General features: G+C 70.8%; 20 protein-coding genes. 13 read left to right on the top strand and 7 right to left on the bottom strand.

Translation table 11 applies throughout. From position 1 onward, the window contains the following. Positions 1 to 59: 59 nt before the first annotated feature. The 7 genes from ASG59_RS03295 to ASG59_RS03265 all read left to right on the top strand — a co-directional run bounded on the left by ASG59_RS03295 (position 60) and on the right by ASG59_RS03265 (position 7,695). Complete coding sequence (locus tag ASG59_RS03295; RefSeq protein WP_244475614.1) at positions 60 to 800, top strand: cobalamin B12-binding domain-containing protein; 741 nt, start codon at positions 60 to 62, stop codon at positions 798 to 800. Between the two features lie 35 nt (positions 801 to 835). Further along, the gene (gene ppsR, locus ASG59_RS03290; RefSeq protein ID WP_082528601.1) at positions 836 to 2,293 is read left to right on the top strand and encodes a transcriptional regulator PpsR; all 1,458 of its coding nucleotides are present in this window, start codon (positions 836 to 838) and stop codon (positions 2,291 to 2,293) included. A 347-nt stretch (positions 2,294 to 2,640) separates the two neighbouring features. Then, positions 2,641 to 3,990, top strand: a complete 1,350-nt coding sequence (locus ASG59_RS03285) for a BCD family MFS transporter (protein WP_056406981.1) — start codon at positions 2,641 to 2,643, stop codon at positions 3,988 to 3,990. A 4-nt stretch (positions 3,991 to 3,994) separates the two neighbouring features. After that, positions 3,995 to 5,182 (top strand): geranylgeranyl diphosphate reductase, encoded by a 1,188-nt coding sequence (locus tag ASG59_RS03280; protein WP_056406979.1) that lies wholly within the window; start codon positions 3,995 to 3,997, stop codon positions 5,180 to 5,182. Next, complete coding sequence (locus tag ASG59_RS03275; RefSeq protein WP_056406977.1) at positions 5,183 to 5,677, top strand: TspO/MBR family protein; 495 nt, start codon at positions 5,183 to 5,185, stop codon at positions 5,675 to 5,677. It begins immediately after the preceding gene. A gap of 43 nt (positions 5,678 to 5,720) precedes the next feature. Continuing rightward, entirely contained in the window at positions 5,721 to 6,077 is a 357-nt protein-coding gene (locus ASG59_RS03270; protein ID WP_056406976.1) for a hypothetical protein, read from the top strand. Between the two features lie 43 nt (positions 6,078 to 6,120). Next, positions 6,121 to 7,695, top strand: coding sequence for a c-type cytochrome (locus ASG59_RS03265; protein WP_056406973.1), 1,575 nt, complete (start codon positions 6,121 to 6,123; stop codon positions 7,693 to 7,695). Between the two features lie 166 nt (positions 7,696 to 7,861). On the opposite strand, the gene ASG59_RS03260 is transcribed toward ASG59_RS03265, so the two are convergent. Continuing rightward, entirely contained in the window at positions 7,862 to 9,283 is a 1,422-nt protein-coding gene (locus ASG59_RS03260; RefSeq protein ID WP_244475618.1) for a diguanylate cyclase, read from the bottom strand. 107 nt (positions 9,284 to 9,390) lie between these two features. Next, positions 9,391 to 10,296 carry a bifunctional DNA-formamidopyrimidine glycosylase/DNA-(apurinic or apyrimidinic site) lyase gene (mutM, locus tag ASG59_RS03255; RefSeq protein ID WP_055882250.1) on the bottom strand — a complete coding sequence of 302 codons (906 nt, stop codon included), beginning with the start codon at positions 10,294 to 10,296 and terminating at the stop codon, positions 9,391 to 9,393. Positions 10,297 to 10,433: 137 nt separating this feature from the next. On the opposite strand from mutM, the gene ubiE reads away from it, so the two are divergent. From ubiE to ASG59_RS03225, 6 genes are all read left to right on the top strand, one after another. Beyond that, positions 10,434 to 11,225, top strand: a complete 792-nt coding sequence (gene ubiE, locus ASG59_RS03250; protein WP_056406971.1) for a bifunctional demethylmenaquinone methyltransferase/2-methoxy-6-polyprenyl-1,4-benzoquinol methylase UbiE — start codon at positions 10,434 to 10,436, stop codon at positions 11,223 to 11,225. Positions 11,226 to 11,262: 37 nt separating this feature from the next. Further along, positions 11,263 to 12,810 (top strand): 2-polyprenylphenol 6-hydroxylase, encoded by a 1,548-nt coding sequence (gene ubiB, locus ASG59_RS03245; RefSeq protein WP_056406968.1) that lies wholly within the window; start codon positions 11,263 to 11,265, stop codon positions 12,808 to 12,810. Between the two features lie 163 nt (positions 12,811 to 12,973). Further along, positions 12,974 to 14,803, top strand: a complete 1,830-nt coding sequence (locus ASG59_RS03240; RefSeq protein ID WP_244475617.1) for an extracellular solute-binding protein — start codon at positions 12,974 to 12,976, stop codon at positions 14,801 to 14,803. A gap of 26 nt (positions 14,804 to 14,829) precedes the next feature. Next, positions 14,830 to 16,653 carry an extracellular solute-binding protein gene (locus ASG59_RS03235; protein ID WP_056407024.1) on the top strand — a complete coding sequence of 608 codons (1,824 nt, stop codon included), beginning with the start codon at positions 14,830 to 14,832 and terminating at the stop codon, positions 16,651 to 16,653. Positions 16,654 to 16,665: 12 nt separating this feature from the next. Further along, a complete protein-coding gene (locus ASG59_RS03230; RefSeq protein ID WP_055882261.1) occupies positions 16,666 to 17,772 on the top strand; it encodes a microcin C ABC transporter permease YejB in 1,107 nt (368 codons plus the stop codon). An 11-nt stretch (positions 17,773 to 17,783) separates the two neighbouring features. Next, positions 17,784 to 18,296, top strand: a complete 513-nt coding sequence (locus ASG59_RS03225; protein WP_056281810.1) for an N-acetyltransferase — start codon at positions 17,784 to 17,786, stop codon at positions 18,294 to 18,296. 16 nt (positions 18,297 to 18,312) lie between these two features. On the opposite strand, the gene ASG59_RS03220 is transcribed toward ASG59_RS03225, so the two are convergent. The 5 genes from ASG59_RS03220 to ASG59_RS03200 all read right to left on the bottom strand — a co-directional run bounded on the left by ASG59_RS03220 (position 18,313) and on the right by ASG59_RS03200 (position 24,368). Continuing rightward, positions 18,313 to 18,612: a hypothetical protein gene (locus ASG59_RS03220; protein ID WP_056406966.1), complete on the bottom strand. Its 300-nt coding sequence runs from the start codon at positions 18,610 to 18,612 to the stop codon at positions 18,313 to 18,315. A 48-nt stretch (positions 18,613 to 18,660) separates the two neighbouring features. Continuing rightward, positions 18,661 to 18,978, bottom strand: coding sequence for a nucleotidyl transferase AbiEii/AbiGii toxin family protein (locus ASG59_RS03215; protein ID WP_056406964.1), 318 nt, complete (start codon positions 18,976 to 18,978; stop codon positions 18,661 to 18,663). Further along, entirely contained in the window at positions 18,965 to 19,249 is a 285-nt protein-coding gene (locus ASG59_RS03210; protein ID WP_055882271.1) for a hypothetical protein, read from the bottom strand. Before ASG59_RS03210 ends, ASG59_RS03215 begins: the two co-directional genes overlap by 14 nt. A gap of 111 nt (positions 19,250 to 19,360) precedes the next feature. Then, entirely contained in the window at positions 19,361 to 21,442 is a 2,082-nt protein-coding gene (locus tag ASG59_RS03205) for a hypothetical protein (protein ID WP_055882273.1), read from the bottom strand. A 100-nt stretch (positions 21,443 to 21,542) separates the two neighbouring features. After that, positions 21,543 to 24,368: a DUF4159 domain-containing protein gene (locus ASG59_RS03200; protein ID WP_056406962.1), complete on the bottom strand. Its 2,826-nt coding sequence runs from the start codon at positions 24,366 to 24,368 to the stop codon at positions 21,543 to 21,545. Positions 24,369 to 24,370 lie beyond the last annotated feature (2 nt).

Here is a 24,370-nt window from a genome sequence, read left to right as displayed (position 1 = left end):
TGTCCGAACTCCTGCGTGTCGCGACCCCCACCCTTTGGCACGGCGACCTCGCCAGGATCGTGGAGGCCGAGATCATTCCACGTATGATGCTGGCCCTGCGCGACGACCCCTTCCCGGAGCCGGCCCGCCGCGCGACGCCGACGCCGGAGGAGATCGCGTCCTTCGCCGACCTGATGCTGGCGCCAGGCCGCGACGACGCCGAGCCGCGGGTCGCCGGCATGATGGCGGAGGGCCTCTCCCTGGAGAGTCTGCTGCTCGACCTGCTGGCTCCGACGGCGCGGCATCTCGGGGTTCTCTGGGAGGAGGACCTGTGCGATTTCACCGAGCTCACCATCGCGATGGGCCGGCTGCAGCGGATCACCCACGACCTGCGCCTCCGGTTCGACGAGCCGGTCCGGGTGTCGCGCGGACGCAGCGTCCTGCTGGCGACCTGCCCCGGCGAAACCCATTGCTTCGGCCTCAGCCTGCTCGAACGCTTCTTCCACGATGCCGGCTGGGACGTGACCTGCCTGACGCAGGCCGACGGCCCCGACGCGCTGCGGCGGGTGCGCCGGGAGTGGTTCGACATCGTCGGCCTCTCGCTCGGCAGCGAGACGCTGCTACCGGTCCTGGCCGAGACGGTGAGCGAGCTTCGGCAAACCTCACGCAACCCCGACCTACACATCATGGTCGGCGGTCCGATCTTCGTGGATAACCCCGGCCATCTCGTCCGAGTCGGAGCCGATGCGACCGCGAGCGATGCGCGTGACGCCATTGCCATCGCCGAGCGTTTGCTTGATCTGCATGCCCGAGCCTGCTGAAAGACCCGTCTGACGGCATCACACCTTGGTGATCTTTGACCAGTCTGGCGCTTCCTGCCGCAACCTCGTCGTTCGCGGCCCTTCATCAAACCCTCGGCCCCCTGGATGCGCAGGCGGCCGGGCTGCTCGTCGCGGCCGCGACGGACCTCTCCCTGGTGATCGACCGGGAGGGCGTGATCCGCGATGCGGCCTTCGGCAGTTCCGATCTCGCCGGCGAGGGCTGTGAGTCGTGGCTCGGCCGGCTGTGGGTCGACACCGTGACGGTGGAGAGCCGCCCCAAGATCGCGGCCCTGCTCAAGGATGCCGCCCCCGGTGCCGTGACGCGCTGGCGCCAGGTGAACCACCCCTCGGCCACCGGGATCGACCTCCCGATCCGCTATTCGGCCATGCGCCTGGAGGCGGACGGTCCGGTGATCGTGATCGGCCGCAACCTGCGGGCCATGGCCGCCCTCCAGCGCAAGCTCGCCGAGACGCAGCAGGCCCTCGAGCGCGACTACCTGCGCATGCGCGGGGCCGAGACCCGCTACCGCCTCCTGTTCCAGCTCGCCGGCGAGCCTGTGCTCGTGGTGGATGCCGCCACCCGGCGCGTCACCGAGGTCAACCCCGCCGCCGCGCGCCTGCTCGGCAAGCCCGAGAAGCGGGTGCTGGGCCAGGACGTGATCGAGTTGTTCGACTCCGCCAGCGCCCGCGAGCTCGAATCGCTGTTCGCGGGCCTGCGGGTGTCCGGCCAGGCCGACGACCTCCTCGTGCGCCTCGGGAACGGCCGCGGCGAGACGCGCCTCTCCGCCTCGCTGTTCCGGCAGGAGAACGCCGTCAGCGCGCTGCTGCGCCTCTCCGTCGACGGGCCAGTAGCCGGGGAAGCGGCGCCCGGCCGCGCCGGTACCGGCACCCTCGACGTGATCCAGAACCTGCCCGAGGGCTTCGTCGTCACCGATCCGGGCCGGCGCATCCTGGCCGCCAACGCCGCCTTCCTCGACCTCGTGCAACTCGCCACCGAGGAGCAGGTGCGCGGCGAGCTGTTCGACCGCTGGCTCGGGCGCGAGGAGACCGAGGCCGCGACCCTGTTCGCCACCCTGGGCCTGCACGGGTCGGTTCGTCATTTCGCCACCAGCATCCGCGGCACCTACGGCTCGGTGGAGGACGTGGAGATTGCGGCGGTGTCGGTGGCCGGCGGCGGCCATCCCTGTCTCGGCTTCACGATCCGGGGGACGCCGCGCCGGGCGGCCGCCCCCGCCCTGACCGGGCGCGACCTGCCGCGCTCGGTCGAGCAGATGACCGAGCTCGTCGGCCGCGTGACCATGAAGAACCTGGTGCGCGAATCGACCGACCTGATCGAGCGCCTGTGCATCGAGGCGGCCCTGCGCATCACCCGCGACAACCGCGCCTCGGCCGCCGAGATGCTGGGCCTGAGCCGCCAGGGGCTCTACGCCAAGCTGCGCCGCTACGGCATCGGCGACCTCGACGGCCCCGAACCCGCCGACGACCCCGACTGACCACCCTCCGGCCGGATCGAGCGAGGGGTGCAATCCAGGGTGGCGCAGGGCGGCGTTCGCCGCCTGCCGCCTCGCCAGCCCGATCGCGAAACGGGCCTGTCCAAACACGGGACCCTGCCGGACGAGGCCGGGAACGCATCGCGTCGAAGCCCGAGTGACAACTTCACTTGACGCTCAACGTGTAAATCAAACTTGACACAGGTCGCCCTAGGCTCCTAGCCTCCGGGCATGGCCAGTTCAGCACCCACCGCGTCCGGCTCGATCGGTGTCCCCAACGCAGCGCGCGCGTCGCGCGGACGCTCGGGCCTCGCGCGGCAGGATTCCCGGATCGCCGCCGGAGGCCGCCCATGACGGCTCCCCTCTCCTTCTCCTGGGCGGCTATCGCCCGCCTCGGCCTCGTGCAGACGGCGCTGGGGTCGGTGGTGGTCCTGATGACCTCGACCCTCAACCGCGTCATGGTGGTGGAGCTCGCCTTGCCGGCCATGGTGCCCGGCGGGCTCGTCGCCCTGCACTACGCGGTCCAGGTCCTGCGCCCGCGCTGGGGCTACGGCTCCGACGTTGGCGGCCGGCGCACCCCCTGGATCGTCGGCGGCATGGCCGCGCTCACCCTGGGCGGGTTCCTGGCGGCGGTCGCCACCGCCGTCATGGAGACCCACCCCGCCGCCGGCCTCGCCCTGGCGGTCTTCGCCTTCCTCGGCGTCGGCATGGGGGCGGGTGCCGCCGGCACCTCGTTGCTGGTGCTCCTGGCCACGGGCGTCGACGCCCGCCGACGCGGTGCGGCCGCGACCCTGGTCTGGATCATGATGATCGCGGGCTTTGCCATCACCGCGCCCCTGGCCGGCCATTTCCTCGATCCGTTCTCGGGGCTGCGCCTCGTGGCCGTCTCGGGCACGGTCTCGCTGATCGCCTTCTGCCTCGCGACCCTGGCGCTGCGCGGCATCGAACCGGCGCGGGCCGCCCCCTCCCCCGAGGAGCGGGCCGAGCGCAAGCCGTTCCTGCAGGTCCTGGCCCGGGTCTGGGCCGAGCCGGCCTCGCGGCGGTTCACCGTGTTCCTGTTCGTGGCGATGCTGGCCTACAGCGCCCAGGAGCTCATCCTCGAGCCCTTCGCCGGCCTCGTCTTCGCGATGACGCCGGGGGCCACCACCAAGCTTTCGGGCCTGCAGCACGGCGGCGTCCTCGCCGGGATGCTGCTGGTGGCGGGGACCACCATGGGCATCGGCGGGCCGGTCCTCGGCTCGCTCAAGGCCTGGACCGTCCTCGGCTGCCTCGGCTCGGCCCTCGCCCTCGTCGCGATCGCCGCCGGCGGCCTCGTCGGGCCGGAGTTTCCGCTGCGCGCCGCCGTGTTTGCCCTGGGTCTCTTCAACGGCATCTTCGCCGTCGCCGCCATCGGCTCGATGATGGGGCTGGCGGGCGCGGGCGGCGAGGCCGAGCGCGGCACCCGCATGGGCGTCTGGGGGGCGGCGCAGGGCGTCGCCTTCGGCGCCGGCGGTTTCCTCGGCACCGTGGCGGTCGATGTCGCCCGCCTGATCACGCCGCAGGTGGTCCACGCCTATGCCGCGGTCTTCACGGCCGAAGCCCTCCTGTTCGTGGTCGGCGCCGGCCTCGCCCTGCGTGTCGCCTATGCGCCGCCCAGCCGCATCCGCGCGCCGTCCAGGCGCCGATCGTTCCTGCCCGAGCCCCGTCTCTCCGCGAGGTAGCCCGATGTCCGAGACCGAAACCTTCGACGTGGTGGTAGTGGGCGGCGGCCCTGCCGGCGCCACGGCCGCCGCCGATCTCGCCCGCCTCGGCCGGCGCGTGCTCCTCCTCGACAAGCCGGGCAAGATCAAGCCCTGCGGCGGTGCGATCCCGCCCCGTTTGATCAAGGACTTCGCGATCCCCGACCATCTCATCGTGGCGCGCATCCGCTCGGCGCGGATGATCTCGCCCAAGGACGTGCGCGTCGACATGCCCGTCGGCGAAGGCTACGTCGGCATGGTCGACCGCGAGCATTTCGATCCCTGGCTGCGCAACCGCGCCGCCCTCGCCGGTGCCGATCACCGCCCCGGCCGGTTCGAGCGGATCGTCCACGATGCCGACGGGCTCGCCACCGTGCATTACACCCCCACGGGGGGCGAGCCGGCCACGGTCCGCACCCGGCTGGTGATCGGTGCCGACGGGGCCACCTCCGCCGTGGGCCGGGCCGAGATCCCCGGCCATGCCGCGATGAAGCAGGTGTTCGCCTACCACGAGATCGTCCGGCGCCCGGTCGACGGCAGCGGCGACGTCGAGGCCACCCGCTGCGACGTCTACTACCAGGGCAAGCTCTCGCCCGACTTCTACGCCTGGATCTTCCCGCACGGCGATACGATCAGCATCGGCACCGGCAGCGCCCGCAAGGGTTTCTCCCTGCGCAGCGCCATCCGCGACCTGCGCGCGTCGAGCGGGCTGGCCGCCGGCGAGACCGTGCGGCGCGAGGGCGCGCCGCTCCCGCTCAAGCCCCTCAAGAAATGGGACAACGGCCGTGACGTCCTCCTCACCGGGGACGCCGCCGGCATCGTCGCGCCGGCCTCCGGCGAGGGGATCTATTATGCCATGCTGGGCGGCCGCCTGGCGGCGGAGGCGGCGCAGGCCTTCCTCGTCACCGGCAAGGCCAGCGCCCTCGCCCTGGCCCGCCGCCGCTTCATGAAACTGCACGGGCGGGTGTTCCTGATCCTGCGGATCATGCAATGGTTCTGGTACCGCAACGATGCGCTGCGCGAGCGCTTCGTCTCCATCTGCAAGGACAAGGATGTCCAGCAACTCACCTGGGACGCCTACATGAACAAGGAACTGGTGAAGGCCAAGCCGGTGGCGCACGTGAGGATCTTCTTCAAGGATCTCGCCCATCTGTTCCGCTGGGTCTCCCCGTAGGTGAATCTCTCGGACTGGAATTGGGCGCCGATCGGGATCGCTGCCGCGGTCGCGGTCCTGTGCGCCCTCGCTGGCGGCCTGCTGACCACGATCGGCCCGTGGTACAAGGCCTTGCGCAAGCCGTCCTGGCAGCCGCCGGAATGGGTGTTCGGGCCCGTATGGACCACGATCTTCACCCTCGCGGCGATCTCCGGCGTCATGGCCTGGGAAGCCGACCCGCGTCCGGGTCCGCGCACGGCGCTGGTGGTCGCCTACGCCATCAACGTGGTCCTCAATATCGCCTGGAGCGGACTCTTCTTTCGCATGCGTCGGCCGGACTGGGCCTTCGTCGAGGTGCTGGTCCTCTGGGCCTCCGTCGTCTCCCTGATCGTGGTCACGGCGTCGATCGCCACCGTTCCTGCGCTGCTGCTGCTGCCCTATCTCGCCTGGGTCAGCGTCGCCTCCTACCTCAACCTGACGATCGTGCGCCTCAACGGGCCGTTCGGCCGGGCCTGAGCCGGGGCGTCACCCCATCGCCTCCACCGCGCCGCGGGATGTCATGACCGACCTGTTCGCGAGCGGCCGCATCATCGACGTCGTCCTCGGTCTGGTCGCCCTGGAGGCGGTGGTGCTGCTGCTCTGGTGCCGGCGGAAGGGGCCGGCGCCTTTCCCGCTGCTGTGCAACCTCGCGTCCGGTGCATCGCTGATGCTGGGCGTGCGGATGGCCCTCACCGATGCGCCGTGGCCGTTCGTCGCGGCCTGCCTCCTCGGCGCGCTGCTCGCCCACGCCTGCGAACTCGCCGTCAGGCTGCGGCAGCGCCAGACGGTGCCGATGCAACCTCTCGGCGATGAACCCGGCCGGACGCGTGGAACTGACGCGGAAACCGTCGCGTTTGCGCAGCGGCGCCGGGTGTGACGCGGGTTCCGCTTCGGGCGATTGAGCGAAGGAAATCGGCACGATGGTTCGTATCGACGCTGCGGCTGTGGGTGCCGTTGTCCTGACCCTCGGCATCACCGCCGCCGCCGCCCAGGGCGCCGATGCGGATCTGGTCAAACGGGGCCAATATCTCGTCACCGCCGGCGATTGCGTGGCCTGTCACACCGCACCGGGGGGCAAGCCCTTCGCCGGCAACTATGTGCTCAACACCCCCATCGGCAAGATCCGCACGCCCAACCTGACCCCCGACAAGGAAACCGGTCTCGGCAACTGGACGGAGGAGGACTTCGCCCGCGCCATGCACGAGGGCATCACCAAGGACGGGTCGTATCTCTACCCGGCCTTTCCGTTCGCCTGGTACACCAAGGTCACCCGCGAGGACGTGAAGGCGATCTTCGCCTATCTCCAGTCCCTCGATCCGGTGCGCGAGGTCCGTCAGGCGTCCGAGATCCCCTTCCCCTTCAACATCCGCACGGCGCTGATCACCTGGCGCACCGCCTTCTTCACGGCCGGCGAGTTCAAGCCCGACCCCAACGCCAGTGCCGAGGTCAATCGCGGCGCCTACCTCGTCGAAGGGCTCGGCCACTGCGGCATGTGCCACAACGAAAACAAGATCGTCGGGAACTCCGGGCTGGCCGGCAAGCTCGGCGGCGGCGTCATCGACGGCTGGTACGCCCCCAACATCACCCCCGACGGTCACCAGGGCATCGGCGGCTGGAGCGACGAGCAGGTCGTCACCTACCTCAAGTCCGGGGCCGCGCCCGGGAACCAGCCCGGCGTCGCCGCCGGCCCGATGCGCCAGACCATCGAGGAATCCCTCTCGAAGATGACCGATGCCGACCTGAAGGCGATGGTGGCCTACCTGCGCACGCAGAAGGCCAAGGAGACCTACAAGGTCAAGGACGTGCAGGCCTTCGACCAGGTCGGCGCTCCAGGAGCGGGCACGTACCTCAGCTATTGCTCCTCCTGCCACAAGCCGGACGGACAGGGCGTACCCGGCGCGATTCCCGCCCTGGCGGGCAACACCTCCGTCCAGGCCGAGGGACCCGAGACCGTGATCCGCGTGATTCTCGGCGGGCTCGGTGCCCAGGCCGGTTACGCGCCGATGCCGGCGGTGGGCGCGGGCATGACCGACAGCCAAGTGGCCGACGTCACCGACTACATCCGCAACAGCTGGGGCAACAGGGCGCCCGTGATCCAGGATCGCGGGGTCGTCTCGGCGGCGCGTGAGCAGACCCGGACGATGCTCGTGGGCAACGCGCCCTGCGGCGAGGTCTCGTCACCCGAACTGGCCAAGGCCTTCGACGGGGCCGGTGCCGCCGAGGCGCTCAAGGACCTGAAGCCCGAGGACTTCATCCCGAAGATCGACGAACTCCTGCCCAGGATCAAATCCGCGGCGGGCGGCCTCAAGGACGAGGAGATCGTCAACGGCCTGACCTCCCGCTTCTGCCAGATCGGACGTGACAACCCGCTCTACGAAAAGGTCGGCTGGCACTCGGTCATCGGAAGCTTCGGCAGCGTCGTCTACAGCCAGCTCAAGAACCCCGAGAAGCGGGCCGACACCGGCTTAAAGCCGGGCGCTCCCAAGCCGAACTGATTTGACGTTCCGATACGGTTTCCGCTCGATCCGAGCGGGAACCGTATTTGCAAGCGCGTGCGGCACTCGAGCGAAGCCTGTTTCCCGCATCGCGCAATGACCTGACCGGAGGTGGCATGACACGCCATCGGGACCGCACGGCTTTCGGGGGCTTGCGGTCCGTCGGTCAGGCCGAGGCTGCGAACGGCCAATCGCCGGCACCGGCGGTGTCGTCGTCGAACCGGTAGGTGTTCCGGCCGCCGGCCTTGGCCCGGTAGAGAGCGAAATCGGCCCGCCGATAAAGTCCGTCGCCGTCGACCCCCGCCTTCGGACCGAGGGCGATGCCGATGCTCAGGCCGACGCCGACGGTGATGCCTTCCACCGAAATCGGCTCGCGCACCGCCTTGATCAGCCGCTTGGCCAGGGACTCGCTGCTCTCGGGCTGTCGCGTCCGTGTCTGCAGCACCATGAACTCGTCACCGCCGAAACGGGCGATGGTGTCCTCGGTCCGCAGGAGCCTGCGCATCCGGTCCGCCACGGTCCGCAGCACGACATCCCCGGCCTGATGCCCCAGGGTGTCGTTCACGGACTTGAAGCGATCGAGGTCCAGGCAGAACACGGCGAAATGCTCGCCGTACCGGGTCGCGTGGGCGATCTCCTGGGCCAGTCGTTCCTGGAACAGCGTCCGGTTGGCGACATCCGTCAGTTCGTCGTGGCGGGCCATGTGGGCGATGCGGCGCTCGGCCTCCACCCGCTCGTCGATGTCGCGAACGGCCGCCACGTAGCCGTCGGGCCGGCCGTCGACGGGGTCGTGGGTGAGGTTGAAGGTGGCCTCGACCCAGACCCATTTCCCGTCCTTGCGCCGGTAGCGCTGACGGCTGACGGCACTCTTGACGCGGGCATGCCCGATGTCGTCGAGGACCCGCTGATAGCTGGCGGCGTCGTCGGGATGGACCCCGTCCATGGGACGGGTTCCGAGCAGTTCCGTCGGCTCGAACCCGAGCAGCGAATGGGCCGCCGGTGAGACGTAGCGGCGCGTGGTGTCGAGGTTCGACCAGACGATCATGTCGCTGGCGTTGTCGGCGAGCAGGCGATAGTGCGCCTCGCTCTCGCGCAGCTCGGCCTCGATCTTGGCTTGGCGCAACTGCGCCACGACGATCAGGGCGAGATCCTGGAGACGCTCCCGGTCCTCCTGGGTGAACGTGCGCGGTATCGTATCGATGACGCACATCGTCCCCACCCGGATGCCCGGCTGCAGGACGAGGGGGGCGCCCGCGTAGAAGCGGATGCCCTGTGGTCCCGTGACCAGCGGGTTGTCGACGAACCGCGGGTCGGCCGTGGCGTCCTCGATCACGAGGACGGCATCGTCGAGGATGGTGTGGGTGCAGAAGGAAATGTCGCGCGCGCTGCCCTCGGTCGCCACGCCGCATTTGGCCCTGAACCACTGCCGGTCGGCCTCGACGATGGTGATCGTGCACATGGGGACGTGGAACAGCGCCTTCGCCGTCCGGCAGATCGCGTCGAGCCGCGGATCGGGAGGGAGCGCCGACAGGTCGAGGTCGCGGATCGCCGCGAGCCTTTCGGCCTCGTTATCGGCCACGAGATGCATGCTCACTCTGCCAATCGGACATCGGCGACCGGCCTTCGCCGGCCGCTCGGGGAGGTCAGGCTATCCTTTGAGCGTTTAACAAACCGTGCGCCCGATCCTCGACTCCGTTACCCGCCCGGCCGCGGCGGGGGCTGGCAGGTCTCGCAGTAGAAGGTCGAGCGACCCGCCTGGACGAGGCGCGCGATCGTGCCGGTGCAGCGCTTGGCCGTGCAGGCCTCGCCGACGCGGTCGTAGACCCGGAACCGGTGCTGGAAGGCGCCGCTGCCGCCGTCGGGATGGGCGTAGTCGCGCAGGGTCGAGCCCCCGGCCGCCACCGCCTCGGTGAGGACGTCGCGGATCACCCGCGCCAGGAGCCGGGCCTTGGGCGTCGGCGACCCGTCCGCCTTGGCCAGGCTCCCGGCCGGCAGGGCGGGATGGAGTCCCGCCCGGTGCAGCGCCTCGCAGACGTAGATGTTGCCCAGGCCCGCGATCAGGCGCTGGTCGAGGAGCGCACTCTTGAGGGGCGTGATCCTGTGCCGGAACAGCCGGGCGATGGTCTCGCCGGTCAGGGCTTCGCCGAGCGGCTCGATCCCCATGCCGGCGAAGTGGCGGCTGGCGGCCAGCGTCGGGGTCGGGACGAGGTCCATGAAGCCGAAGCGGCGGGCGTCGTTGTAGGTGACGGTGGCGCCGCTCGACATCGCCATGACGACGTGGTCGTGCCGGGGCGTGCCCTGCGCCCCGTCGAGGTAGAACTCCCCCGGCGAGAGGTTGCCGCCGTCGGGCAGCGCCACGTCGAACCGCCCGCTCATGCCCAGGTGCAGGATCAGGGTCTCGCCGCTGTCGAGGCCGGCGGTGAGGTATTTCGCCCGGCGTCCGAGATCGAGGACGGTGGCACCCTGCAGACGCTCGGCGAAACGCTCGGGGAAGGGGAAGCGCAGGTTCGGCCGGCGCAAGGTCACCCGGGAGAAACGGGCGCCGACCATGGCGGGGGCGAGGCCGCGCCGCACGGTTTCGACTTCGGGCAGTTCCGGCATGGGGCTCCCTGGACAAGCAAGCGGGGCTTCGTCCGACGATCCGGCACATGGCGATCCCGCCGCCGTTTCGCTATGACGCTTGCCGCGAGGTGCGCGCTCCCGCCAGGGACGCGCATTCGCCCAGGGGTATGAGTGGCATGAGTTCGGACGACAAGACATCCGCCGACACGGGCTTTTCCGGGGAGGCGAACACGCATTTCGGGTTCGAGCGCGTGGCGCTCTCCGAGAAGCAGGCGCGGGTCGACGATGTCTTCCGCTCCGTGGCCAAGCGCTACGACCTGATGAACGACCTGATGTCCGGAGGGCTCCACCGGGCCTGGAAGTCGAACCTCGTGTCGATGCTGCGCCCCTCGCGCAGCCAGCCGTTCCGCCACCTCGACGTGGCCGGCGGCACCGGCGACGTCGCCTTCCGCGTCCTCGATGCGGGCGGGCGTGGCACCCACGTCACGGTGCTCGACATCAACGAGGCGATGCTGCGGGTGGGCGCCGAGCGGGCCGGCGACCGGTTCGACGGCCGGATCGACTTCGTGACCGCCAATGCCGAGGCCCTGCCGCTGCCGGGCAACGCCTTCGACGCCTACACCATCGCCTTCGGCATCCGTAACGTACCGCGGATCGACGTGGCGCTGGCGGAGGCCTACCGCGTGCTGGCGCCGGGCGGGCGCTTCCTCTGCCTCGAGTTCTCGAGCGTGGACATGCCGGTGCTGGACCGGATCTACGACGCCTATTCGTTCCATGTGATCCCACGGCTGGGCGCGCGGGTGGCGGGCGACGCGGAATCCTACCGCTACCTCGTGGAGTCGATCCGCAAGTTCCCCTCCCCCGGGCGGTTCGCCGGGATGATCGAGGCGGCGGGCTTCTCGCGCGTCAGCCACCGCGCGCTCACCGGGGGCATCGTGGCGATCCATTCGGGCTGGAAGATCGCATGACGGCGCAGGGTCGGGTTCGTATCCGGGCGCTCGGCGGGTGCTAGGCGCCCTCGTCCATCTCCTGCGCGGGGTCCGCGTCGGCTTCGTGCTGGCCCGCGAGGGCGGCCTCGCGGTCGTCGACGGCGAGGGCCTGCCGCCGCACCTGCGTCTGGCCCTGCGCCTCGGGCGGATGCTGGAGCGGCGCGGCCTCGGGCCGGGCTCCCTGCAGCGGGCACTGACCCGCCTGGGGCCGTCCTACGTCAAGGTCGGGCAGTTCCTCGCGACCCGGCCCGACATCGTCGGCATGGACGCCGCCCGCGACCTGGAGCAGCTGCAGGACCGGGTGCCACCCTTCCCCCAGGACGTCGCCGAGAGAGTGGTGGTGGCCGCCTTCGGCAAGCCGATCCGCGAACTCTTCGTCTCCTTCAGCGCCCCGATCGCGGCCGCCTCCATCGCCCAGGTCCACAAGGCGCATGTGCTCGACGCCGACGGGACGCAGCGCGCCGTCGCGGTCAAGATCATGCGGCCGGGCGTGCGCGAGGGCTTCCAGCGCGACCTCGACGTGATGCGCTTCATCGCGCGGGTGGTGCATGCGCTCTCGCCCAAGGCCGAGCGGCTCCGCCCGCGCGAGGTGGTGGAGATCCTCGCCCGCTCGGTGATGATGGAGATGGACTTCCGGCTCGAGGCCGCGGCCATGTCCGAACTCGCCGACAACACCAAGGGCGACCCCGACTTCCGCGTGCCCAGGCCCGATTGGGAGCTGACCGGGCGCGACGTCCTCACCAGCGAGTGGATCGAGGGCATCCGCCTCAACGACCGCGCCGCCATCGTCGCGGCCGGGCACGATCCCGCCGCCCTCGGGCGCACGGTGATCCAGAGCTTCCTGCGCCAGGCGATCCGCGACGGGTTCTTCCACGCCGACATGCATCCGGGGAACCTGTTCGTGGACCCGGACGGCGTCCTCGTGGCGGTGGATTTCGGCATCATGGGCCGGCTCGGTCAGCGCGAGCGGCGCTTCCTCGCCGAAATCCTGCTCGGCTTCATCCTGCGCGACTATCGCCGGGTCGCCCAGGTGCACTTCGAGGCCGGCTACGTGCCCTCCCACCACTCGGTGGACGATTTCGCGCAGGCGATCCGGGCGATCGGCGAGCCGATCCACCAGCGCAAGGCCGACGAGATCTCGATGGCCAAGGTGCTCACCCTGCTGTTCGACATCACGGCGCTTTTCGACATGCGCACCCGCACCGAACTCGTGATGCTGCAGAAGACCATGGTGGTGGTGGAGGGCGTCGCCCGCTCCCTGGACCCCAAGCTCGACATGTGGACCGGGGCCGAGCCGGTGGTGCGCTCCTGGGTCGCGCGCAACCTCGGCCCGATCGGCAAGGCGGAGGGGGCGGGCCGCGCCGTCCTGACGCTGGCCGATGTGGTCGCCGACATCCCCGACATCGCCCAGCGCCTGCGCCGCGTCCTGGTGCGCCTCGACGAGGGCGCCCCCGACGAGGCGCAGGCGGCCCGGATCGCCCGCAAGGAGCGGCGGCGGGCGACCTGGTCGACGGTGGCGCTCTGGGCGATCGCCGTCGGGGCGCTGGTCATGGCGTTCGGGTAGGCGCCCGATTGGCGTTCCCGCTCCGGGCGTCCTAAGAACGACAGGCCCGCGGCGCGCTAGAATGGCCGGCGGGATGTCAGCGGGAGAGCGCCGGATCGTGACGCGTCACAGCCTGATCGGATCGTGCCTTACGAGCGTCCTCGCCGGTGTTCTCGCCGGCTGCATGGCCTTCGCCGGACCGGCCCCGGCCCAGCCGGCCCCGACCACCGGGGGAGCCTTCGCCCATGCCATGACGCTGATGGGCGAGCCCAAGTATCCACCCGACTTCAAGCACTTCGAGTATGCCGACCCGGCGGCGCCCAAGGGCGGCCTGGTGCGGCTCGGCGCCCAGGGCGGATTCGACAACTTCAACTACGTGGTGTCGGGTCTCAAGGGCGACCTCGAAGGCGGCATCACCCTGATCTACGACACCTTGATGGTGGATTCCGGCGACGAGCCCTTCACCTCCTACGGCCTCGTCGCCGAGGGCGTCCGGGTCGCGGAGGATGCGTCCTCCGTGAGCTACCGCCTGCGCCCGGAGGCGCGCTGGCACGACGGCACGCCGATCACGCCCGAGGACGTGATCTGGTCGTTCGACGTCCTCAAGGCCAACAGCCCGTTCTACGCCAACTACTACCAGACCGTGACGAAGGCCGAGGCCACCGGCGAGCGCGAGGTCACCTTCCGCTTCGGCGAGACCGGCAACCGCGAACTGCCGCAGGTGCTCGGCCAGCTGCGCGTCCTGCCCAAGCACTGGTGGACGGCCAAGGACGCCCAGGGGCGCCAGCGCGACGCCACCCAGACCACCCTCGAGATTCCGCTGGGGTCGGGGCCCTATCGCCTGGCGAAGTTCGAGCCCGGCCGCAGCGCCACCTACGAGCGGGTGGCGGATTACTGGGCCAAGGATCTGCCGGTGAACGTCGGCCGCAACAACTTCGGCACCCTGCGCAACGAGTATTTTCGCGATTCCACGGTGCTGATCGAGGCGCTGAAGGGCGATCTCTACGACTTCCGCACCGAGAACGTCGCCCGCAACTGGGCCACCGCCTACGGCGACTTCCCGGCCGTGAAGGAGGGGCGCCTCGTCAAGGAGGAGTTCCCCGATCGCGGCAACGGCAACATGCAGGCCTTCGCCTTCAACCTGCGCAAGCCGAAGTTCGCGGACGCCCGGGTGCGGCGCGCCTTCAACCTCGCCATGAACTACGAGGAGATGAACCGGGCGCTGTTCTTCGGCCTCTACAAGCGGATCGACTCCTATTACTTCGGCTCCGAACTGGCCTCCTCCGGCATGCCCTCGCCCGAGGAACTGGCGCTCCTGGAGCCGCTCAAGGACAAGATCCCGGCCTCGGTGTTCACCACGCCCTACGCCAACCCGGTCAACGGTACGCCCGAGGCGGTGCGCGCCAACCTGCGCGAGGCGGTGCGCCTGCTCAAGGAGGCCGGCTACGAGCTGCGCAACGGCCAGATGACGAACGTCGCGTCGGGCGAGCCGCTCACCGTCGAGTTCCTCGAGTTCCAGAGCGTGTTCGAGCGGGTGATCCTACCCTTCGCGGCGCAGTTGAAGCTGATCGGCATCAACTCGACGCTTCGGGTGATCGACCAGGCCCAGTACCAGAACCGGCTGCGCGGGTTCGATTTCGACATCACCACCACGTCCTGGCCGGAATCCCTGTCGCCGGGCAACGAGCAGCGCGAGTACTGGGGCTCGCTGGCGGCCGACAAGCCGGGCTCGCGCAACATCGTCGGCATCAAGGACCCCGCCATCGACGCCCTCGTCGAGAAGGTGATCTTCGCGCCCGACCGGGCCGGCGTGGTCGCCGCCACGCGGGCCCTCGACCGGGTCCTGCTCGCCCACGACTACGTGGTGCCGCAATGGGCCTCGAACGTCTCGCGGACCCTGCGCTGGAACCGCTTCGCCCGGCCGGCGGTGCTGCCCCGCTACGGCGGCTCGGGCTTACCGACGACGTGGTGGTACGACGAGGCGCTAGCCACGAAGACCGGGGCACCGCGGTGACCGCGGGCGCGACCCGCCGCACGGTGATGGCGGGGGCCGCGGCCTTCGCCCTGCCCGCCGCACCGGCGGCCGTCGCCGGCACGCGGACCGTCCACGGCCTCTCGAGCTTCGGCGACCTCAAGTACCCCGCCGATTTCCGCAACTTCGACTACGTCGATCCGGCCGCGCCCAGCGGCGGCCGTTTCTCGGCGCAGCTGACCTCGACCATCGGCAACCAATCCTCCGAGACCTTCAACACCCTCAACGTCTACGTCCTGCGCGGCGACGGCGCGCCGGGCATGAACCTGACCTTCGATTCCCTGATGGTGCGGGCGCTGGACGAGCCGGATTCCCTCTACGGCCTCCTCGCCCGCTCGGTGGAGGTCTCCGAGGACGGGCTCACCTACCGCTTCGTCCTGCGGCCGCAGGCCCGCTTCCACGACGGCCAGCGGCTGACGGCCACCGACGTCGCGGTCTCCCTGCGGCTGCTCAAGGAGAAGGGCCACCCCGAGATCTCGCAGGTGGTGCGCGACATGACGGAGGCGGTGGCCGAGGACGAGGGCACCCTCGTCGTGCGCTTCGCTCCCGGCCGCAGCCGCGACCTGCCCCTGTTCGTGGCGACCCTGCCGGTGTTCTCGGCGGCCTATTACGAGGGCCGCGACTTCGAGGCCTCGTCTCTCGAACCGCCGCTGGGCTCGGGGCCCTACCAGGTCGGGCGCCTGGAGCCGGGGCGCTTCATCGAACTGGAGCGGGTGCGCGACTACTGGGGCGCCGACCTGCCGGTGAACGTCGGCCGGCACAATTTCGATTCGATCCGCTACGAGTGCTTCCGCGACCGCCAGGTCGCGTTCGAGGCCTTCAAGGGCGGGGCCTTCAGCTACCGCGAGGAGTTCACCGCGAAGGTCTGGGCCACCGGCTACGACTTCCCCGCGGTCAAGGAGGGCCGCGTCCGGCGCGAGACCCTGCCGGACGCTACGCCCTCGGGCACGCAGGGCTGGTGGATCAACACCCGCCGCCCCGCCTTCAAGGACGCCCGGGTGCGCGAGGCGATCGGCCTGTGCTTCGACTTCGCCTGGACCAACAAGACCCTGATGTACGACGCCTACAGGCGCACGGCATCCTATTTCGAGAACTCGGACCTCAAGGCCACCGGCCTGCCCTCCCCAGAGGAACTGGCGCTCCTCGAACCCCTGCGCGCCAGCCTGCCCGCCGAGGTGTTCGGGCAGCCGTGGAGCCCGCCGGAGTCGGACGGCTCGGGCCAGGACCGGGCCCTGCTCGGCCGCGCCGCCGGGCTGCTGCGCGAAGCCGGTTGCGTGCGCACCGACGGCGTCATGGCCCTGCCGGGCGGCCAGCCCCTGGAGATCGAGTTCCTCGACCTCGACCCCAGCCTGACGCCGCACACCCAGCCCTTCGTCCGCAACCTCGGGCTGATCGGGATCAAGGGCCGCATCCGCCAGGTCGACGCCTCGCAGTACCAGGCCCGCCTCAAGGACTTCGACTTCGACATGACGGTCCGGCGGTTCTCCAACGGCATGACGCCGGGGCCGGAACTGCGCGAGGCCTACGGCTCGCGCGCCGCGGCCACCTCGGGGTCGAACAACCTGGCCGGCATCGCCGACCCCGCTGTCGATACCCTCATCGCCGCCGTCACCGAGGCGACCTCCCGCCCCGCCCTCGTCACCGCCTGCCGTGCACTCGACCGCGTGCTGCGCGCGGGCCGGTACTGGGTGCCGATGTGGTACGGAGCGACCCACCGCATCGCGGTCTGGGACGTGTTCGGGCGCCCGGAGCGCACCCCCGCCTACGGCCTGGGCGTGCCCGCCACCTGGTGGTTCGATGCCGCCAGGGCCCGCCGCATCGGCCGGCTTTAAGGAAACCCGCGCGTGCTCGCCTACATCCTGCGCCGCATCGCCCTGATGGTGCCCACCATCTTCGGGATCATGCTGATCACCTTCGCGATCGTCCAGTTCGCCCCCGGCGGGCCGGTGGAGCGGGTGCTGGCCCAGCTCCAGGGCCAGAACGACGCCGGCCTGTCGCGGGTGACCGGCGGGGCCGGCGACCTCGGCGGCGCCGGCATGGCGGCGCGCACCGGCGGCGAGGCCAACTCCCGCTATCGCGGCGCCCAGGGGCTCGACCCGGCCTTCATCGCCAAGCTCGAAAAGCAGTTCGGCTTCGACAAGCCGGCGCCCGAGCGCTTCGCCAAGATGCTGTGGGACTACGTCCGGTTCGACTTCGGCAACAGCTACTTTCGCGACGTCTCGGTGCTGCAGCTGATCCGCGAGCGGTTGCCGGTCTCGATCTCGCTCGGCCTGTGGATGACGCTGATCTCCTACGCGATCTCGATTCCCCTGGGCATCCGCAAGGCGGTGCGGGAGGGCTCGCGCTTCGACCTGTGGACCTCGGGCGTCGTCATCGTCGGCTACGCGGTGCCGAGCTTCCTGTTCGGCATCCTGCTCATCATCCTTTTGGCCGGCGGCTCCTTCGTGCAGATCTTCCCGATCCGCGGGCTGACCAGCGAGGGCTTCGAGAGCCTGTCGCTGTGGGGCAAGGTCGTCGACTACGCCTGGCACATGACGCTGCCGCTCACCGCCCTTGTGCTCGGGGCCTTCGCCACCTCGACGCTGCTCACCAAGAACTCGTTCCTCGACGAGATCCGCAAGCAATACGTGCTCACCGCCCGCATGAAGGGCCTCAGCGAGCGCCGCGTGCTCTACGGCCACGTCTTCCGCAACGCCATGCTGATCGTGGTGGCGGGCTTTCCCGGCGCCTTCATCTCGGCCTTCTTCACCGGCTCGCTCCTGATCGAGACGATCTTCAGCCTCGACGGTCTCGGCCTCCTGTCCTTCACCGCCATCGTCGGGCGCGACTACCCGATCGTGTTCGCGACGCTCTACATCTTCTCCCTGCTGGGACTGGCCGTGAACCTGCTCTCGGACCTGATCTACACCTGGATCGACCCGCGCATCGATTTCTCGAACCGCGCCACCTGAGCGAGGGGGCGATGACCACCCTCCCCCTCCTGATCCGGCCGGAATCGGCGGAGGACGCGGCGGCCGTCGAGCGGCTCCACGCCCGCGCCTTCGGTCCCGGCCGCTTCGCCCGCACGCCCTACCGCCTGCGCGAGGGCGTGCCTCCCCTGCCCACGTTGTCCTTCACGGCGCTGGTCGGCACCTTCCTCGTCGGATCGGTGCGGGTCGGCCCCATCCGCATCGGCACCGACGACGCGCTGATGCTCGGCCCCCTCACCGTCGACCCGAGTTTCGAGAACCGCGGCATCGGCTCGGCCCTGATGAACCGCAGCCTCGATGCGGCGAGGCAGGGCGGCCATCCCCTGATGCTCCTCGTGGGGGACGCGCCGTACTACGCCCGTTTCGGCTTCACGCGCGTGCCGCACGGGGCGCTGACGCTCCCTGGACCGGTCGACCCCGCGCGGGTGCTGTGGCGCGCCCTGCAGCCGGATGCCGACATCACGGCCCGAGGCGAAGTCGCCAGCGTCCGGTCGCGGCCTGCCTGAGCAACGCCCCCTCCGCTCAGTCGGACAGATCGGCGGCGGCGAGAACGCGACGGGCCATGCCGAAGGCATCGTCAAGATACGCCCGACCCGATGGAGTGGGAACGACACTTCTCGCCAGGACGTCCTGCCCACGACGCGCCTGGAGTTCCAGCGATTCCCGCGTCCGTGCCAGGGCGTCGGGGACGTCCCTGGCGAGCGTCTGCGCAAGTCCGTCACGGGTCGCCGCGACGGCGGCGAGATCGAAGACGTCGCGCGCCGTGAGGCGTGCGGACCGGAAGCGGATCTTCTTGACGATCACCTCCTCGGGCGTCTCCACCGCGATCGGCCGACCGTCGATGTCCTTCCAGGCGAAGCCGGGCTCCGTCTAAAGGGCAGGCGAGAGAAAATCGATCTCTCCCTCCGGTCGCTCGAATTTGAGATGATGCCCTGGCCACTGGAAATGCGGCGCGATGCGGCTCGCGAACGGATTGTGAGCGGGCGTCAATTGCTTGAGCGGCACCCCGGGGACGAACAGATCCACATCGTAGCTGATGCGATGATCGATCCAGACGGCGATCGCCGTTCCCCCTCCGAGCGTCCAGGGCGGTCGTTCGCCACTGGCGAGGGGAGGCGGAAACACATGATCGAGGACAGGCAGGGCCAAGCCGAGGAGGAAGCGCCAGCGGCTTTCAGGCGCGGTCATCGAGCCATTGCTGCGTCTCGTGGCGAGGATCGAGGTAACGGCGTGCATGCCGGGCCAGCGTCGGATAGGTCACGCAGCCGGCGCGCACGAGATCACTCAGCGCCTCCACATCGGCCTCGTCGAGGAAATCCCGGACATGGCGTTCGTAGCGGGCCGGAACGATGTCTGCCCGCAGGGCCTCGAGCAGGTCGTTCTCGCCGATCGGATCGGCGGAGGACGCATTCAAATGACGGACGGCGAACAAGAGCGGGTGTCCCGGGGCGAGGCCCATTGCGGTTCTCCTTCTTGGCGCGGGCAAGTCTTGGCGCCTGCGAAACGTCGAGGCTGTGACCCCGATCGATCCGTCTCAACCTAACTCGAAATGCCGCGACCTGGGCATCCGTCACGCCACCCGTCCGCGCCGCCCCTCCACCAGCCACATCGCCAGGATCGCCGCCGCCAGGGCGGCCAGAGCCCAGAGACCGAGCGCCAGGGGATAGACTTCGACGCCGCGGATGTTGGCGCTGTCGCTCGGATGGAAGCCGATCCAGTCGGCCCCCGCCAGTCGGCCGCTGCGCACGCTTTGGAGCCGGGGCACGGTGACGCCGCCGTTCGCCTCGGCGAGGCGACGGATCGAACCGCCGGTGCCTTCGGCCAGCGGCCGCAGCCGGTCGGTGTCGCTGAAGACGTCGGCGAGTTCGCGCGGGTTGGGCGGCCCGACGCTGACGAAGGCGACGAGGGCACCCGAGCGCAGGGTGTGGAGCCCGAGTTCCGACGCCTCGAAGGTGGTGGAGAACAGGCCCGGCTTGGTTTCCTCCAGGGTGAGGCTGCGCTGCGCCCCGGTCGGCCCGGTGACGGTCACCGGCTCGGCGGTCTCGGCCATGGTCTGGCGCTCGACCCGGACCTCGCGGCCGCGCCCGGTGGTCTGGGCGCGCAGGGCCTCCTCCTCGAGGGCCGGCTCCTTCATCAGCCAGTGGCCGAGGCGGCGCAGCAGGTCGAGGTAGGGACCGCCTTCCTGGTAGCCGCGTGCCCACAGCCAGGCGTGGTCGGACAGCAGCAGCGCGACGCGGCCCTTGTCCTCGCGGGACAGGGCGAGCAGCGGCAGGGCGTTGGGGCCCTGCAGGATCGGCTGGACCCCGGGCTTCACCTGGGCCGAGACGATGCGCAGCCAGTCGCCCCAGGCCGGCGGCGAGGCTTCCGAACCCGGCAGCGCCCGGGTGACCGGGTGCCGGGTGCCGGTGCCGGTCAGTCCGGCCTTGTAGGGTTGCTCGACGACGCGACCGTTGGGTTCCCCCGGCAGGATCGCCGACAGCCGGGTACGCGACAGGCTCCCCGTCGAGGCGAACTCCGGCCCCGCCGCCACGAGCAGCGCGCCGCCGTCGCGGACGTAGCGCACGATGTTGTCGAAATAGGCCGAGGGCAGCACGCTCTGGTTGGCGTAGCGGTCGAAGATGATGAGGTCGAAGTCCTTGATCTTCTGGACGAACAGCTCGCGGGTCGGGAAGGCGATCAGCGAGAGTTCCGAGATCGGGGTGCCGTCCTGCTTCTCGGGCGGGCGCAGGATGGTGAAGTGGACGAGATCGACGTTGGCGTCGGACTTCAGCAGGTTGCGCCAGGTCCGCTCGCCCTGGTGCGGCTCGCCGGAGACCAGCAGCACCCGCAGCTTCTCGCGGATGCCCTCGATGGGCAGGACGGCGCGGTTGTTGATGGTGGTGAGTTCGCCCGGCAGCGCCTCGACTTCGATCTCGACGACGTTGGGGCCGCCGTGCTCGATCCGCGTGGTGAGGGCGAAGGGCCGGCCGGTGGACACGCTGCGCCGGTCGATCTCCTCGCCGTCGCGGCGCACCGTCACCACGGCGTTGCCGGTGCCGCCGCGCTCCATCACCTCGGCGCGGATCGTCAGCTCGCGCCCGACGATGCCGAAGCGTGGCGCCTCGATCAGCCTGATCTGGCGGTCGCGCTCGTCGGCATGGCCGGTGACGAGGACGTGCAGCGGCGCCTTGATGCCCAGCGCCGCCGCCGAGGCGGGGATGTCGTGGACGACCCCGTCGGTGAGCATGACGACGCCGGCGAGGCGCTCGGGCGCGACGTCGGCCAGCACCTGCCCCAGGGCGGTGAAGAGCTTGGTGCCCTCGTCACCCTCGCCGTCGGGAACGTCGACGAAGCGCGGCTCGATGTTGGCGAGCGAGCCGAACCGGCGCTGCAGTTCGGCCCGCACGGTGTCGGTCATGCCCTTGCGGTCGCCCAGCGCCTGCGACCCCGACCGGTCGACGACCACGGCGACGATGTCCTTGACCGGCTCGCGGTCCTCGCGGACCAGCGACGGGTTGGCGATCGCCAGGAGGACCAGCCCGAGGGCGATCGCGCGCAGGATCGCGCTGCGGCCCCGCGCCACGATGGCGAGGATGCAGAACAGCGCGACCACCACGCCGAAGCCGGCCAGCACCGGCCATGGCAGGAGCGGGGTGAAACTGAGGCTCAGCATGGGCGGTGGCCTCGGTGTTCGACGGTAGGACCAAAACACCCGCCCGACCCTCCCCCCGATGCGGGGGGAAGGCTCAGGACGTCGAGCCTGTTCGACACCGTCACTGCCCCAGCCTTTCCAAGAGCGCCGGAACGTGGACCTGGTCGGCCTTGTAGTTGCCCGTCAGCGTGTAGATCACGAAGTTGATGCCGCCGCGGAAGGCCATCTCGCGCTGGCGCTGGTCGCCGCCGACGATGGGGTAGAGCGGCTCGCCGCGCTTGCCCACCGCCCAGGCGGCGGCGAGGTCGTTGCCGGTGATGATGATCGGCGACACGCCGTCGCCGGCCCTGGCCGGGCGCCGCTCGCTGCCCTCGCCGGCCGGCGGCAGGGTCTCGACCCAGGTCTGGCCGGTGCTGTAACGGCCGGGGAAGCTGTCGACGAGGTAGAACGCCTTGGTGAGGACGTGGTCGGCCGGCACCGGCTCGAGTTCCGGCACCTCGAGGGTGCTCAGCATCTTGCGCAGGTACAGCGCCTCGGCGGTGGCCGGTCCGCCCGGCCGCGCGGTGAGTGCGTCGCGGGTGTCGAACAGCACCGTGCCGCCGTTGCGCATGAAGGCGTCGATCCGCCGGATCGCGGCCTCGCCGGGCTGCGGCCGGTTCGGGACGATCGGCCAGTAGATGATTGGATAGAACGCGAGCTCGTCCCGGAACGGGTCGATCCCGATCGGTTCGCCGGGCTCCAGGGCGGTGCGGGCGGCGAGCATCTGGGTCAGGCCCGAGAGGCCGGCCTTGCTCGCGGTATCGATCGCCTCGTCACCGGTCACCACGAAGGCGAGACGCGTCGCCAGCGCCGATTCGAAGCCGGCCGGGCGCCCGGCCGCGTCCGCCTGGGCATGACCGGGCGAGGGGATCGTCAGGATCGCCAGTCCCCCCGCGACGGCCAGCGCGGCCGCGGCGGCGCGGGCCGTGCGCCGGCCCGGCAGGCGGGCGGTAAAGCCCCCGAGCCAGAGCCCGGCCAGGGTGTCGAGGACGAGGAGCAGCAGCGCCAGGCTGAACAGCGGTGCGCGCAGGTCCCGGGTCTCGGCCCCGCCCAGCGCCTCGAACCGGGCGCCGGCGAGGCTCGCCACGTCCAAGGGCTTCAGCCGGTCGTCCGGCAGCAGTGCGTTCACGGCGATGCCGGCGTCGGCGGGGCCGTAGAAGCCGGCGGGATGCTCGTAGCTCGCCCGTTCCGACTGGTCGGCCGCCACCGCGGTGGCCCCGGCCGGCGGGCTGCCGAGCGCCCCGAAGCCGTCGAGGGCGAGGCGCGGCGCCAGGATCGCGGCGGCGGGGGCCTGCCCCTCGGCGGCCACCGGGGCCGATCCGGTTCCCGCCAAGCCGACGACCCGGCGCAGCATGTCGATGAAGAGGCCCGAGAGCGGCAGGTTGGACCAGGTGGTGTCGGCGGTGACGTGGAACAGCACCACGAGGCCCTGCCCTCGCTTCTCGGCGGTGACGATGGGCGTGCCGTCCTGCAGCGAGGCCCAGGTGCGGCCTGGCAGGTCGGCGTCCGGTTCGGCCAGGATCTGGCGGCGCACGCCGATATCGGCGGGCGGGGTGAGGCCGGCGAAGGGGCTTTCGGGAGCGAAGGCGGCCAGCGTCTTCGGGCTGTCCCAGGACAGGGTGCCCCCGAGCGTCCGGCCGCCGCGGCGCAGGCGCACCGGCACCAGGGTGTCGTTGCCGGAGGCGAGGCGCGGCCCGGCAAAGCGCAGGAGCAGGCCACCCGCCTCCACGAAGCTCGTCACCCGGGCGGAGGCCTGGGCATCGAGGGCGCCGACATCGGCCAGCACCAGCACCGAGACCTGCGCGTCGATCATCCGGGCGATAGAATCGGAGACCCCGGTGGCGCCGCGCGGCTCCTGCACGTCGGCGAAGGGCACGAGGGCGCGCGACAGGTAGTAGGTGGGGGCCAGCAGCGGCTGGGCCTGGTCGCTGGTGCCGCCGAAGACGAGCCCGACCCGGCGGCGCCGGCCGCGCTCGTCCATCAGCCTGACGGCGGCGGCGGACCGTTCGCCGGCGATTTCGACGCGGGCGATGGCGTTGCGCAGTTCCACCGGCATGTCGAACGCCACCTCGGTCTCGGTCGCACCCTGGGCGAAGGCGAAATCGTGCTCGGCCAGCGGCAGGCCCTTTTGGTCGAGGGCCCGCACCGCCCCGCCGTCGCGGCCGTTGGCCGCCGCCCTGAGGACATGGGCGCTCAGCCGCCCGCCGGCCTCCGTGGTGGTGAGGGCGAGCGCCGGAGGCACCTCGGCGCGGCGGATGGTCAGGCTCGCTCCGGCCTTGGCGATCAGGTCGCCGAGACCGGCGGCGAAGCCGTCCCCGCCGACATCGGCGATTCCGTCGCTGATCCAGACGACGGCTGTGCCGGGCATCCGCTCGAGGAATGCCGCGATGGTCGGCAGATGGACCGGGCGGGCGGCCAGGTGCGGCCGGGGCGCGACCGCCCGCAGGCGGTCGAGGGCGGCGGCCGGCGTCCGGGTCTCGAGGGCGGCGGCGGGTTCGGCCATCGCCACGACGCCCACCGGGCGGCCGTCGCGGGCGGCGGCCTCGATCTCGTCGGTGGCCGCCTGCAGGCGCTCGCGCCAGTCGTGGGCGGCGGTGGCGCCGTTGTCGATCATCACGAGAAGCGGCGTGCGCCCGGCCGCGGCGCCGATGCCGGCGGCGTTCCAGACCGGTCCGGACACGGCCAGGATCAGGCAGGCGGCAGCCAGGATGCGCAGGATCAGGAGCCAGGGCGGCGTGCGCGCCGGCGTCTCGCGGGCCGGCATCAGGTCGGCCATGATCCGCAGGGGCGGAAAGTCGATGCGCTGGGGCCGCGGCGGCGTCACCCGCAGCAGGAACCACAGGGCCGGCAGTGCGACGAGGGCGGCGAGCGCCAGGGGGGCGGCGAAGGTCAGCGGCAATCCCAGCATCG

Source organism: Methylobacterium sp. Leaf466 (assembly GCF_001425565.1).
Lineage (GTDB): Bacteria > Pseudomonadota > Alphaproteobacteria > Rhizobiales > Beijerinckiaceae > Methylobacterium.
Note: the sequence above shows the minus strand (reverse complement) of the source record. Positions and strands in the feature narration are given on the sequence as shown.

Excerpts from the sequence above, each read along its gene's own strand:
- ASG59_RS03285 (WP_056406981.1), top strand. The coding sequence starts at position 2,641 with ATGACGGCTCCCCTCTCCTTCTCCTGGGCGGCTATCGCCCGCCTCGGC.
- ASG59_RS03280 (WP_056406979.1), top strand. The coding sequence starts at position 3,995 with ATGTCCGAGACCGAAACCTTCGACGTGGTGGTAGTGGGCGGCGGCCCT.
- ASG59_RS03270 (WP_056406976.1), top strand. The coding sequence starts at position 5,721 with ATGACCGACCTGTTCGCGAGCGGCCGCATCATCGACGTCGTCCTCGGT.
- ASG59_RS03265 (WP_056406973.1), top strand. The coding sequence starts at position 6,121 with ATGGTTCGTATCGACGCTGCGGCTGTGGGTGCCGTTGTCCTGACCCTC.
- ASG59_RS03260 (WP_244475618.1), bottom strand. The coding sequence starts at position 9,283 with ATGCATCTCGTGGCCGATAACGAGGCCGAAAGGCTCGCGGCGATCCGC.
- mutM (WP_055882250.1), bottom strand. The coding sequence starts at position 10,296 with ATGCCGGAACTGCCCGAAGTCGAAACCGTGCGGCGCGGCCTCGCCCCC.
- ubiE (WP_056406971.1), top strand. The coding sequence starts at position 10,434 with ATGAGTTCGGACGACAAGACATCCGCCGACACGGGCTTTTCCGGGGAG.
- ASG59_RS03240 (WP_244475617.1), top strand. The coding sequence starts at position 12,974 with ATGGCCTTCGCCGGACCGGCCCCGGCCCAGCCGGCCCCGACCACCGGG.
- ASG59_RS03235 (WP_056407024.1), top strand. The coding sequence starts at position 14,830 with ATGGCGGGGGCCGCGGCCTTCGCCCTGCCCGCCGCACCGGCGGCCGTC.
- ASG59_RS03225 (WP_056281810.1), top strand. The coding sequence starts at position 17,784 with ATGACCACCCTCCCCCTCCTGATCCGGCCGGAATCGGCGGAGGACGCG.
- ASG59_RS03215 (WP_056406964.1), bottom strand. The coding sequence starts at position 18,978 with ATGACCGCGCCTGAAAGCCGCTGGCGCTTCCTCCTCGGCTTGGCCCTG.
- ASG59_RS03210 (WP_055882271.1), bottom strand. The coding sequence starts at position 19,249 with ATGGGCCTCGCCCCGGGACACCCGCTCTTGTTCGCCGTCCGTCATTTG.
- ASG59_RS03205 (WP_055882273.1), bottom strand. The coding sequence starts at position 21,442 with ATGCTGAGCCTCAGTTTCACCCCGCTCCTGCCATGGCCGGTGCTGGCC.
- ASG59_RS03200 (WP_056406962.1), bottom strand. The coding sequence starts at position 24,368 with ATGCTGGGATTGCCGCTGACCTTCGCCGCCCCCCTGGCGCTCGCCGCC.